The following is a 13197-nucleotide window of genomic DNA, read 5'->3' on the forward strand; positions in this document are numbered from 1 at the left end:
GGAGATTCACGGACGAAAGACGCACCCAGGGGGTCAGATCAGGCTTGATCTGACCCCCGCCTCGCGGCCGTGTAAGTCCGTGAGTGTCCGTGGCCACAAATTTTAAAAGAGAGGAAACATCATGAGTACTCCAGCAGAAAAACTGAAAAGCTTTTCCGACTACAAAGTCCGCGACATCGATCTGGCTGATTACGGCCGCAAGGAAATCAACATCGCCGAAGGCGAAATGCCTGCGCTGATGAAGCTGCGTAACCGCTACAAGAGCGAGCAGCCTCTGAAAGGCGCCAACGTCATGGGCTGTATCCACATGACCATCCAGACCGCTGTTCTGATCGAAACACTGATCGAACTGGGCGCCAGCGTGCGCTGGTCCTCCTGCAACATCTTCTCAACCCAGGACCACGCTGCCGCAGCCATCGCAGCCCAGGGCATTCCGGTTTTCGCCTGGAAAGGTGAGACCGATGAAGAATACGACTGGTGTCTGGAGCGCACCGTGGGCGCAGATGTAGCCGGCTGGGAACCCAACATGATCCTGGACGACGGCGGCGACCTGACGGCCCTGCTCCACGAGAAGTTTCCTGAAATTCTGGCCAAATGCCACGGTGTCACCGAAGAGACCACCACCGGCGTCCACCGTCTGCAGGAAATGCTGCGTGATGGCACCCTCAAAGTGCCAGCCATCAACGTCAATGATGCCGTGACCAAGTCCAAGAACGACAACAAGTACGGGTGCCGCCACAGCCTCAACGATGCCATCAAGCGCGCTACAGATCATCTGCTGGCCGGCAAGAAAGCCCTGGTTATCGGCTATGGCGACGTGGGCAAGGGTTCCGCGGCTTCCCTGCGTCAGGAAGGCATGATCGTCCGGATCACCGAAGCCGACCCGATCTGCGCCATGCAGGCCTGCATGGACGGTTTCGAAGTGGTTTCGCCCTACATCGACGGCGTGAACACCGGCACCGAAGCGGGCATCAACCGTGACCTGCTGCAGAACACCGATCTGCTGGTCACCACCACCGGCAACATGAACGTGTGTGATTCCCACATGCTCAAGGGCCTCAAGTCCGGCGCCGTGGTGTGCAACATCGGCCACTTCGACAATGAAATCGATACCGCCTTCATGCGCAAGAACTGGGAGTGGGACGAGGTCAAGCCGCAGGTACATGTGGTGTATCGCGACAAGGTTGCCAATGATCATCTGATCCTGCTGTCCGAAGGGCGGCTGGTGAACCTGGGCAATGCAACAGGCCATCCGTCGCGGATCATGGACGGCTCCTTCGCCAACCAGGTGCTGGCCCAGATGCATCTGTTCGAGCGCAAATTTGCGGATCTTCCGGAAGATGCGCGCATCAAGGGTGTCTACGTACAGGTTCTGCCGAAGAAACTGGACGAGGAAGTGGCCCAGGCGATGGTGGAAGGTTTTGGTGGCGTGATCACCAGGCTGACCCCGGAGCAGGCCCAGTACATCGGCGTACCGGTCGAAGGCCCCTACAAGCCTGAGTCCTACAAGTACTGATCGAGAGCGAAACCATGCAATCCCAAAAACAGTTCAAGCGCCGGTTCAGCTTCGAGTTTTTTCCTCCCAAGACCGATCAGGGCAAGGAAAAACTCCAGGTTGTCCGGGACCAGCTCTCCGAGGTTAATCCGGATTTCTTTTCGGTGACCTTCGGGGCTGGCGGCTCCACCCGCGACCGCACAGTAGATACCGTGCTCAGCCTGCACAGGCAGGGCATTTCCACGGCGCCGCATCTGTCGTGCGTCGGCTCCACCCGGGAAAGCATTGCCGAATTGCTTGACCTGTATAAGGAGCATGAGATCGAACGGATAGTCGCCCTTCGGGGCGACATGCCCTCGGGCATGGGCGCAGCCGGAGAGCTCCGCTATGCCAACGAGCTGGTGAGCTTTATCCGCGAGCACAGTGGTGATGCGTTCAACATAGAAGTGGCGGCCTACCCGGAGTTTCATCCCCAGGCCCGCTCCGCTGAGGAAGATCTGAAGAACTTCGCCCGCAAGGTCGAGGCTGGCGCCAACAGCGCTATTACCCAGTACTTCTTCAATGTGGACAGCTACTTCTACTTCATCGACCGGCTGGAAAAAATGGGGATCACCATTCCGGTGGTACCCGGCATCATGCCGATCGTGAACTTTTCCAGCCTCACGCGTTTCTCGGAGATGTGCGGAGCGGAAATCCCGCGCTGGATCCGCAAGCAGCTCGAAGCCTACGGCGACGACAGTGTCAGCATCCGCAAGTTCGGCGAAGAACTGCTCACCGAAATGTGCGGCAAGCTGCTGGATGCCGGCGCCCCTGGCCTGCATTTCTACACCCTGAATCAGACAGAGCCCAGTATCAGTATCTGGAAAAATCTGGGGCTTGGTCAGCGGGACAAGATCGCCTTCTAGCGCAAAACCCGGGGTCAGATCAGGCCTGATCTGACCCCTCTCCACCCAGCCATGCTTACTCCCCCCGCCGAGTCAATGCGACCTTGCGCCAAGCCACGAAATTTGATTTTGAGCCCTCGCAGCAACCATAGTCTAGACTGACTGGCTGGAGCAGAGTTTTGCCCGACCGGGCTCGAAACCTCGCGAACAATAGCCAGGAAATCCCGGGGTCAGATCAGGTTTGATGTGACCCCTGATACATAACTAAAAAGATCAAGGAGACACTATGAAGAACAAATGGCTGAAAACCCTGGGGGCTGCCGTTGCCATGAGCATCAGCGCCAGTGCCCTTAACGCAGAAACCCTGAAGGTCGTCACCGACCCGAGCTTTGTTCCCTTTGAGATGATGGACCAGGAAACCGGCGAGATGATCGGCTTCGACATGGAGATCATCGCGGAAGTGGCGAAACGGGCAGGTTTTGAATACGACCTGAACACCATGGATTTCAACGGCATTATTCCTGCACTGCAGACGGGCAATGTGGACATCGCCATCGCTGGCATCACCATTACCGAAGAACGCCAGAAAATCGTTGATTTCTCCGACCCCTACTACGACTCCGGCCTGCGGGTTCTGGTCAGGGCCGACGACCAGGCGGTAAAAGAGTTGGACGATCTGGAAGGCAAGAAAATAGGCACAAAGATTGGCAGCACCAGCTATGACTTCCTGACCAGAGAGCTGGAAAAAGACAGCGGCGTCACCCCTTACCCCGGCAGTTCGGACATGTACATGTCCCTTATGTCCGGCGCGGTTGATGCAGTTTTCTATGACGCGCCCAATGTTGGCTATTTCGCCAGAACCAAGGGCGAAGGCAAGGTGAAGACCGTTGGACCGCTGTATGAAGGCCAGCAGTACGGCATCGCCCTGAAGAAAGGCAGCAGCTGGGTTGATGAAGTCAACGAAGCCCTTGCCAGCATGAAACAGGATGGCACCTACAAGACCATCTACGAGAAGTGGTTCGGCCCGATGCCTGACGCAGAGTAAAACTGTCCGTTGCGCCGGGGCTTTCCCGGCGCATTTACTCACTCCTGCAGGGAGAACCAACCCGTGGAGTTCCAGTTCCAGTTTGACTGGCAGGCGGCAATCGACTCGATTCCGTTCCTGCTCAAGGGCATCCCCTATACCCTTCTCATTTCCTTCGGCGGCCTCGCCATCGGCTTTATGCTGGGCATATTTTTTGGCCTGCTGAGCATCAACAAGAAATGGTTTCTGCGCTGGCCCGCCACCGCCTATATCGAAATTTTCCGTGGCACGCCCATTCTCGTGCAGGTGCTGTTTATCTTTTATGGCCTGCCGGATCTGGTTGGCGGGCCTATTGATCCTCTGACCGCCGGTATCGCGGCCATCGCTCTCAATTCGGGCGCGTATATTTCCGAAGTGGTGAGAGGCGGTGTCCAGTCCATTGACCGTGGCCAGAGCGAAGCTGGCCTGTCTCTCGGGCTGTCACGCACCCAGACTTTCTGGTCCATCGTCTGGCCCCAGGCTTTCAGGCGAATGATTCCACCACTGGGCAACCAGGCTATCGTCAGCATCAAGGACACCTCCCTGTTCTCGGTAATCGGCGTGGGTGAGCTGGTGCGTCAGGGCCAGGTCTACATCGCCAACACCTTTACCGCGTTTGAAGTCTATTTCGTGGTCGCGATCATGTACCTGTGCATCACCCTGTCCCTGTCTCTGATGTTGCGACTGCTTGAAAAACGCGGCGTGGCAGCTACCTGAACCTGAAGAGAGCGACTTCAATGACACATATCGTGAAGATGCAGGGCCTGAACAAACATTTTGGCGACCTGCATGTGCTGAAAGACATTGACCTCAGTGTTGAACCAGGGGAAGTGGTGGTAATCATCGGGGCCAGCGGCTCGGGCAAATCCACGCTGATCCGCTGCGTCAATGGCCTGGAGGAATACCAGTCCGGCCTGCTGACGGTTGATGGCCAAACCCTGGAACCAAACGGGGCCAGCCAGAAAGCACTGGCTGTCATCCGCAAACAGGTGGGCATGGTGTTCCAGCAGTTCAACCTCTTCCCTCACCTGACTGTGAAGAAGAACCTCATGCTGGCGCCAATGAAGGTAAAGGACGCATCCCGCGAGGAAGCCGCCAGCCAGGCTGATCGCCTGCTGGAGCGGGTGGATATTGCCAACCAGGCGGAAAAGTACCCTTCCCAGCTATCCGGCGGCCAGCAGCAGCGGGTTGCAATCGCCCGGGCACTGGCCATGGAGCCCAGGCTGATGCTGTTTGACGAGCCCACCTCAGCCCTTGATCCGGAAATGATCGGCGAGGTGCTGGACGCCATGAGGGAACTGGCCGGAGAGGGCATGACCATGATGGTGGTGACCCACGAAATGGGCTTTGCCCGGGAAGTCGCGGACCGGGTTATCTACATTCATGAAGGCCAGATTGTCGAGCAGGGCAAGCCCGACGACGTCTTCGACAACCCCCAGAACGAGCGCACCCAGGCATTTCTGGCGCGGGTACTCAAGCGCTGACAACTTTCGTATCCGCGGCGCCGGAATCCCGGCGCCGCGGATACGGCATCTGCCGGCTGGCACCGTACTTCTCCCCGCTCCTGTGGCGGGAGTCTTCAATCAGAATCCCCTCCAACCTTCCTGCCCAGCCAGCATTGGGCTGGCGCCGTCGGCCCTCCGACAAGTATCATGGGCCGGATTTCCGAGCGCCCCGGACACGGCCGGCGATGATATTCCCGACATCTCGGCCCTGTGTCCGCGAGCACACTGTGGGCCGGGCTGGCTCACCACAGGAGCAGCAAGCATGCGAAACGCGGACCTGGTCGCGAGAGACCTGAAATCGGTATGGCACCCCTGCACCCAGATGAAAGACCACGAATCCCTGCCGCTGATCCCGATCAAGCGCGGCGAAGGGGTCTGGCTGGAAGATTTCGAGAACAACCGCTATATCGATGCGGTGAGTTCCTGGTGGGTCAACCTCTTTGGCCACGCCAACCCACGAATCAACAGTGCCATCCGGGACCAGATTGAAAAGCTGGAGCATGTGATTCTGGCTGGCTTCAGCCACGAGCCGGTGGTCAACCTGTCAGAGCGCCTGATCGAAGTGACGCCGGAAGGCCTGAACAAGTGCTTCTACGCGGACAACGGCTCGTCCGCCATCGAGGCGGCGCTCAAGATGAGCTACCACTACTGGAAGAACAAGGGCAAGCCTGGCAAGAAGAATTTCGTCAATCTGGGCAACAGCTACCATGGTGAAACCCTGGGTGCGCTTGCCCTGGGCGATGTGGGCCTTTACAAGACCACCTATCAGCCGCTGCTGATGGAAGTGATTACTGCTCCCTCGCCTGACGCTTACAACCGGGAGAAAGGCGAAACCGAAGAGGCCTATGCCCTGCGCCAGTTCGAAGCCATGGAGAAGATTCTGGCGGAACGCCACGAGGAAATCTGCGCCGTGGTTGTGGAGCCCCTGATCCAGTGTGCAGGGGGCATGCGGATGCATCACCCCATTTACCACACGAAATTGCGGGAGGCCTGCGACCGTTACGGGGTGCACCTGCTGGCCGACGAGATTGCCGTCGGATTTGGCCGCACCGGCACCATGTTCGCCTGCGAGCAATCCGGCATCACGCCGGACTTCATGTGCCTTTCCAAGGGACTGACCGCCGGCTACCTGCCCCTGTCCGTGGTACTGACCACCGACGAGGTCTATAACGCGTTCTACGATGATTACGAAACCATGCGGGCCTTTCTGCATTCCCACAGCTATACCGGCAACCCCATAGGCTGCGCGGTGGCCCTTGCGACCCTGGACATCTTCCGGGATGACAACGTCATTGAAAACAACAGAAGACTGTCCGCCTGCATGACCGAGTCCGTAGCCCACCTTGCGGACCACCCCAATGTGGGGGATATCCGCCAGCATGGCATGACCCTGGCAATAGAGATGGTGAAGAACAAGGCCGATCTCACGCCTTTCCCCTGGCAGGAGCGGCGCGGCCTCAAGGTGTACAGGCATTCTCTTGGCCGTCAGGCCCTCCTGCGCCCGCTGGGCAACGTGGTCTACTTCATGCCGCCCTATGTCATTACGGAAGACCAGATCCGCCATCTGGCCCGGGTGGCCACCGAAGGCATCGAAATTGCTGTCAGGGACTGATCAGGCATGAGAGCACCCCGTATATACACACCGACAGAACTGGCACCGGACACCACCATCTCGCTGGATGAGGCGGCCACCCAGCATGTCTCCAGGGTATTGCGTATGCAGCCAGGGCAGGTTCTGATCCTGTTCAACGGTAACGGCTGTGATTACCCGGCCACTCTGAGCCGGGTGGGTAAAAAGGAGGTAACTGCCGAGCTTGGCCCGGCCCAGCACAATGAGCTGGAGTCTCCCTTGAAGGTAGTTCTCGGCCAGGTGCTGTCCAGGGGCGACCGCATGGACTATGCCATCCAGAAAAGCGTGGAAATGGGCATAACCACCATCGTGCCGCTGGTCAGCGAGCGCTGCGAGGTAAAGCTCAAGGGAGACCGGGAGGACAAGCGCCTGCGGCACTGGCAGTCCGTTGCCGTCAGCGCCGCCGAGCAGTGCGGCCGTGCGGTGGTGCCCAGAGTGGAGCCGGTGGCGACGCTGGAGGAATGGTTTCGGTACACCAGCGACTGTGACCTCAAGCTGGTATTGCATCACCGCACTGAAAAGTCTCTCGAATCCCTGGCGCGGCCCCGGCAGTTGGCATTGATGATTGGACCGGAAGGTGGCCTGAGTGAGAGAGAGATTGCTGGTGCCGAAGCAGCGGGATTTCTGCCTGCGGCTCTGGGCCCGCGGGTGCTGCGAACGGAAACTGCTCCGGTGGCTGCGCTGGCCCTGTGCCAGTGGCTGTGGGGGGACGGCGGCCAGGCCAGGAATTATAGCCCGGACTGACGGGTTGGAAAGACCTGTCCGCCTGCTAACGCAGAGGAGCGGAGCCAGGAACAGGAAATGATATAAACAGGAAAGCTTCATGACACAGTCCAGGTCGCGATTACCGGGTAAACGGGTTCTGATTCCACTGCTTCTTGTCCTGGTCACCGCCCTGGTCATCTGGCTGTTTGCGACACTGAAACCGACACCACCGGAAAAGACAGCTGAAGAACGCACCTGGCCGGTGCGGGTTACCACACTGGAATCCGGCGCGCTGTCTCCCCAGTTAAGACTTCTCGGTCGGGTTGAAACCCCCTGGCGTTCCACTCTCACCTCGGCTGTCACCAGCAACGTTGAGGCCATACCTGTTCTGGAGGGTCAGACGGTCGCTGCCGGCGACCTGATTGTGCGTTTAGAGGAAACCGAGGTCGCGCTGCTCCTCGCCCAGCGCCAGGCCGACGTGCACGAACTGCTGGCACAGAAAGCGGTGGAACAGAACCAGCACCAGGCAGATCGCCAGGCTCTGGCCCGGGAGGAGGCACTGGTGGAAATTGCAGAAAGAGCGCTGGAAAGAGAGCGGCGACTGGGAGAATCCAATCTTACCAGCCGGGCCCGAACCGACGAGGCCCGGCTGGCGCTCCAGAATGCCGAGCTCTCACTGATCAGCCGAAGGCTTGCGGTTACCAATCATCAAAGTCGCCTCCAGTCACTTGAAGCCAGGCTGCAGCGGGCCAGGGCTCTCGTCAGCCAGGCCAGGCTTGATCTGGAAAGCACCCGGGTAAAGGCCCCTTTCGCCGGCGTCGTCACCGCCATCGAGGTCAGCCCCGGCGAGCGGGTGCGCGGCGGAGAGACACTGGCCAGCCTCTACTCCACCGATCGCCTGGAAGTCCGTGCCCAGATTCCCATGAACCGGATTGATCCTGTCCGGGAAGCCCTGACGGCCGGACAACCGTTGACCGCATCGGTTGAGGTGGGCGAGAAGCAGCACGAGCTGGTGCTTGATCGTCTGAGCGGCCAGGTGAACCCCGATGCCGGCGGTATCGACGCCCTGTTCCGTTTCCGCCAGGCACAGCCTGCCACGGCACTTAACCGCACACTGGACCTCCGCCTCAGCCTGGCTCCGGAGACTGACACTTTCAGCATACCGGTTTCCGCCCTTTATGATGAAAACACGGTCTACCGGATCACCGACAGCCGGCTTGAACCGGTCCAGGTCGAGCTGGCCGGTGACCGCTTCGTCAATGGACGGCAGGAGCTCCTCATCCGCTCCCCGGCACTGGATACAGGTGACCGGATTCTGATTACCCAGTTACCCAATGCCCTGCGGGGCCTGAAAGTGGACGTCGTAACTCCGGAGCCTGAGGCATGAGCCAGGCTCCGGTTTCTCACCGGGAAGATATCCTCGGCCGGTTTGCCCGCCACAAAGTGGCCGCCAACCTGCTGATGCTGATTCTCGTGCTGGCTGGCATCTACGCGCTCAGTAATCTGAATCGCCAGTTTTTCCCAACCTTTGCCACGGATTTTATCACCGTGCGGGTGGTCTGGCCTGGCGCCACCGCAGAGGACGTTGCCCGCTCCATCACGACTCCGCTGGAACAGGAGCTGCGCAATCTCGACGGCGTCAAGGAGATGCGGTCAACCTCGACCCAGGGCTTCGCCAGTATTGTGCTGGAATACGAGGAAGATGCCGAAATGGGCGTGGCCCTGGATCAGGTCAACGAGCTGGTCAGCCTGGTCCGCAACCTCCCCACGGACGCCGAGCAGCCGGAAATTTCCAAAGTCGTGCGCAATGAGGACGTGGCCACAGTGGCCCTGACCGGCCCGGTCCGACTGGAGGCCCTGAGGCCCCTCGCCTACCGCTTTGAGCAGGAATTGCTGGACCGGGGAATAGCCAAGGTGGAGCTGACCGGGCTGCCAGAGCGGGAAATCGCCATTGAGGTGGGCAGTGCCACCATTGCCGAACTGGGCATGACGCTGCCCGATATAGGCCAGCGGGTCAGAAGCCAGAGCCAGGACATACCGGCGGGAACGGTCGGCGAAGAGGAATCGGTGCGCGAGATCCGCAGTCTTGAGAAAGGACGCAGCGTCGCTGACTTCGCCCGGATGCCCATCGCCAGCACGTCGGAGGGTCGGCGCCTCACCCTGGGCGATGTAGCGGAAGTCACCCTTCGTCCCCGGGACAACAGTGTTGAAATCTATTACCAGGGGAAGCCAGCGGTGCTCATGCAGTTGCAGCGCACCGAGTCCGCCGATGCCCTGAAATCCGCCGAGGTGATGACCAGCTGGCTGGGTGAAGCCCGGGCAACCCTGCCGGAAGGCATGGAACTGATTACCTTCGATGAGCAGTACGAGCTGATCCAGGATCGCATCAACCTGCTGCTGAAAAACGGCATCACCGGGCTGATCCTGGTGGTGGGTATTCTGTTCATTTTCCTCAACGGCCGGATCGCCTTCTGGGTGGCGGCGGGTATCCCCATTTCCTTTATGGGGGCGCTGGCCGTGCTCTGGCTCAATGGCGGCAGCATCAACATGATCAGCCTGTTCGCCCTGATCATGGCGCTGGGCATTATCGTGGATGACGCCATAGTAGTGGCAGAGGATGCCATGACCCACTACCAGCGTGGCGAATGGCCGCTGGAGGCGGCCGAAGGCGGGGCGCGGCGGATGTTCGTGCCGGTGATGAGCTCCTCCCTCACCACTATCGCCGCCTTCCTGCCCCTGATGCTGGTGAGCGGCATCATCGGGCAGATTCTCCGGGACATACCCTTTGTAGTGATCTGCGTGATCATAGCCTCGCTGGTGGAAAGTTTCCTGATCCTGCCAGGGCATCTGCGAGCCAGTTTCCACAAACATCACCACCGGGAACCCACCGCGATCCGGCGCCGGCTGGAGGCCATGTACGATCACTTCCGGGACCGCCAGTTCCGGCCTCTGGCCCAGTGGAGCATCGACCACCGGGGCACGGTGCTGACAGCAACGGCCTGCACCCTGGCCATCAGCCTGGCGCTGGTGGCCACCGGGCACGTTCGGTTTACCTTCTTCCCCACGCCAGAAACTTCCACCCTGGTGGCCGGAGTGAAGTTCGCCGCAGGCACGCCACCGTCTGACGTGAAGGCCTACGGCCGCATCATGGAGGACACTCTCTGGCGGGTGAACGATCGTCTGAGCGATGACGGAGACCTGGTGGAAGTCGCCTTCCTGCGTCTGAACCAGGCCTCCTTCAATGGCGGACGTAACGTCGAGCGGGGTACGCAGTACGCCATGATGTCAGTGGAACTGGTGACTCCAGATGCGCGGGAGGTCCGCAACCCGGAGTTCATCCGGGCCTGGCGGGAAGCATTGCCAAAACTGGCAGGCATCGAGCAGCTTTCCATCACCAGCCCCCAGGGCGGGCCACCGGGCAAGCCGCTGGATATATTCCTGACCGGAGCCGAGCCCGCTACCCTGAAAGCCGCCGCGGAAGATATCAAAAATTCCCTGGGGAACTATGAAGGCATCACCGACATACTTGACGACCTGCCCTGGGGCAAGCAGCAATATGTGTTCTCCCTCACCCCACTGGCCCAGTCTGTGGGCCTGACCATCGAGGACGTGGGACGTCAGATGCGGGCGGCGCTGGATGGCCAGCTTCTGCAGGTATTCTATGACGCCCATGATGAAGTCGAGGTGCGAATCATGCTGCCAAAGGCGGAGCGAACCCTGCAACGCACCCTCAGCAGCCTGCCCATCATCACCCCGACCGGGGGCGTGGCGCCCCTGGCCAACATGATTGAACTCGAATCCCGTCGGGGCCTCGCCCTGCTTCGGCACACCGATGGCCAGTTGGGTGTCAGCGTCACCGCCGACGTGAATCCGGACATCACCAACGCCAACCAGGTAATCGCGGATCTCCAGGCGGACGTCCTGCCGGGAATTCTCAGCCAGTACGGCATCAGCGCCGAATTCAAGGGCAAGGCAGAAGAGCAGCGGGAAACCGGCGCGGACATGATGACCGGAGCGATGCTGGGGCTGGCCATGATCTATATTATTCTGGCCTGGGTGTTCGGGGCCTACACCTGGCCCATCGCGGTGATGATCGCCATTCCTTTTGGCCTCTGCGGCGCCATCCTTGGCCACCTGCTGCTGGGCATAGACCTGACCATCCTGTCCCTGTTCGGAATGTTTGGCCTGTCCGGCATAGTGATCAACGACTCCATCATTCTGGTGACCTTCTACAAGGAACTCCGGGAAGACGGAATGCCCGTGAAGGAAGCCCTGGTGGAGGCAGCCTGTCAGCGCCTGAGAGCGGTTCTTCTTACTTCTCTCACTACCATTGGCGGACTCCTGCCGCTGCTGTTCGAGACCTCGCTGCAGGCCCAGTTTCTGGTGCCCATGGCGGCAAGCATCGCCTTCGGCCTCGCGGTGGGCACCCTGCTGATTCTTCTGGTGGTGCCGGTACTGCTGTCACTGATCGAGGACGTTACTGGCCGTTTTGGCCCAGATGCCGGTGCTGGCAGCCCCGGAGCGGCCATTGACAATAATGACAGCGCCAAACATTATGCCGGGCAGGCTTCCGGGTGAAATTTCAGTAACACTGTCTTTCGTAATACCCTGTTTATCTAACACCGTATTTCGTTGACGACATGGCTGTGCCAATAATCATAATGTCCGACCGTGAGTTTCAGGATGACTTCTCTGTTTTCCCAGGCTGAATTCTGGCAGTACCTCAGTATTCCGGTTATCGCCGCACTGATCGGCTGGATCACCAACTGGCTCGCCATCAAAATGACCTTTTATCCCCTGGAGTTCGTCGGCAAGCCGCCGCTTCTGGGGTGGCAGGGCATCATTCCTTCCAAAGCCCGGAAAATGGCCGCCATCAGCGTGGATGCCACCATCTCCAGGATAGGTACTGTCCGGGAGATTTTCGACCAGATAGATCCCCGGCTTCTGGCCGCTCATATTGTGCATTCCGTCGAGCCACGTACCGAGGAATACGTCGACGAAATGATGCTGAAAGAATATCCCACCTTCTGGGAAAACCTGCCCTCTTCTGCCCGGCGCATGGTGTATGACCGTGTCCGCAAGTCCACGCCCCAGTTGGTGGACAACCTGGTGGACGATCTGGCCGAGAATATTGAAGGCCTGCTGGACATTAAGGGCATGGTCATTGAGCGGCTGGCTTCCGACAAGCACCTGCTCAACCGCATTTTTCTGGAGTGCGGTGAGGCGGAGTTCCGCTTTATCATCAACTCTGGCTTTTATTTCGGGTTCCTGTTCGGCCTGGTGCAGATGGCAGTCTGGTATTTCTATCAGGAGTGGTGGGTTCTGCCGGTCTTTGGGTTGCTGGTGGGCTGGGCCACCAACTGGATTGCCCTTAACGTCATATTCCGGCCACTGCATCCGAAAAAGATCGGGCCGTTTCAGATCCAGGGCCTGTTTCTGCGACGCCAGGCCCAGGTGGCAGAGTCTTTCTGTCACATCGTCACCCATGAAATCCTGACCGTGGGCAACATCATCAATGCCATTCTCACAGGACCCAATGGTGAACGGGCCCGCAACATGGTCAAGAAGCACATCAAGCCCCTGGTGGATGAAACCGCCGGCATGGGCAAGGCTCTGACCCAGGTCGCGTTTGGCCCCACGGGTTTTGCCAGTCTCAAGCACAAGGTGGGAGAGAGGGCCATCGAGATATCACAGACCTCTTTCAGCAACCCCGTCTTTGAAAAAGACCGGGCCGAAGCGGTGAAAAGCATCATGGTAGAGCGGATGACTGCCCTCTCCTCCGACGAGTTCCAGGACCTTCTGAGGCCCTGCTTCCAGGAAGATGAAATCAAGCTGATCATGGTAGGCGCAGCACTGGGCTTCGCAGCTGGTGTAGCCCAGTTCGTATTCGTGTTTGGCGAGTCCTTCTACTGACC

The 13197-nt window shown here is 59.3% G+C and carries 10 protein-coding genes; all 10 read left to right on the forward strand.

The annotated features are described in order from the left end of the window. The first annotated feature begins 121 nt into the window (after positions 1-121). Positions 122-1516, forward strand: coding sequence for an adenosylhomocysteinase (ahcY, locus tag LG327_RS00280; RefSeq protein ID WP_404364620.1), 1395 nt, complete (start codon positions 122-124; stop codon positions 1514-1516). Between the two features lie 14 nt (positions 1517-1530). Further along, entirely contained in the window at positions 1531-2400 is an 870-nt protein-coding gene (gene metF / locus LG327_RS00285; RefSeq protein ID WP_404364622.1) for a methylenetetrahydrofolate reductase [NAD(P)H], read from the forward strand. A gap of 265 nt (positions 2401-2665) precedes the next feature. Further along, positions 2666-3424, forward strand: a complete 759-nt coding sequence (locus tag LG327_RS00290; protein WP_404364624.1) for a transporter substrate-binding domain-containing protein — start codon at positions 2666-2668, stop codon at positions 3422-3424. Between the two features lie 63 nt (positions 3425-3487). Next, on the forward strand, positions 3488-4159 hold the full coding sequence (locus LG327_RS00295) for an amino acid ABC transporter permease (protein WP_404364626.1): 672 nt from the start codon (positions 3488-3490) through the stop codon (positions 4157-4159). A 20-nt stretch (positions 4160-4179) separates the two neighbouring features. After that, positions 4180-4926 (forward strand): amino acid ABC transporter ATP-binding protein, encoded by a 747-nt coding sequence (locus LG327_RS00300; protein WP_404364628.1) that lies wholly within the window; start codon positions 4180-4182, stop codon positions 4924-4926. 283 nt (positions 4927-5209) lie between these two features. After that, a complete protein-coding gene (locus tag LG327_RS00305) occupies positions 5210-6559 on the forward strand; it encodes an adenosylmethionine--8-amino-7-oxononanoate transaminase (RefSeq protein ID WP_404364630.1) in 1350 nt (449 codons plus the stop codon). A gap of 6 nt (positions 6560-6565) precedes the next feature. Beyond that, positions 6566-7321, forward strand: coding sequence for a 16S rRNA (uracil(1498)-N(3))-methyltransferase (locus LG327_RS00310; RefSeq protein WP_404364632.1), 756 nt, complete (start codon positions 6566-6568; stop codon positions 7319-7321). Positions 7322-7400: 79 nt separating this feature from the next. Then, positions 7401-8669, forward strand: coding sequence for an efflux RND transporter periplasmic adaptor subunit (locus LG327_RS00315; protein ID WP_404364634.1), 1269 nt, complete (start codon positions 7401-7403; stop codon positions 8667-8669). After that, the gene (locus LG327_RS00320) at positions 8666-11860 is read left to right on the forward strand and encodes an efflux RND transporter permease subunit (RefSeq protein WP_404364636.1); all 3195 of its coding nucleotides are present in this window, start codon (positions 8666-8668) and stop codon (positions 11858-11860) included. The genes LG327_RS00315 and LG327_RS00320 overlap by 4 nt, the downstream gene beginning before the upstream one ends. Positions 11861-11965: 105 nt before the next feature. Continuing rightward, complete coding sequence (locus tag LG327_RS00325) at positions 11966-13195, forward strand: DUF445 domain-containing protein (protein WP_404364638.1); 1230 nt, start codon at positions 11966-11968, stop codon at positions 13193-13195. The last annotated feature ends 2 nt before the right edge of the window (positions 13196-13197 follow it).

The sequence above is a fragment of the Marinobacter sp. genome (assembly GCF_044799475.1).
GTDB lineage: Bacteria > Pseudomonadota > Gammaproteobacteria > Pseudomonadales > Oleiphilaceae > Marinobacter.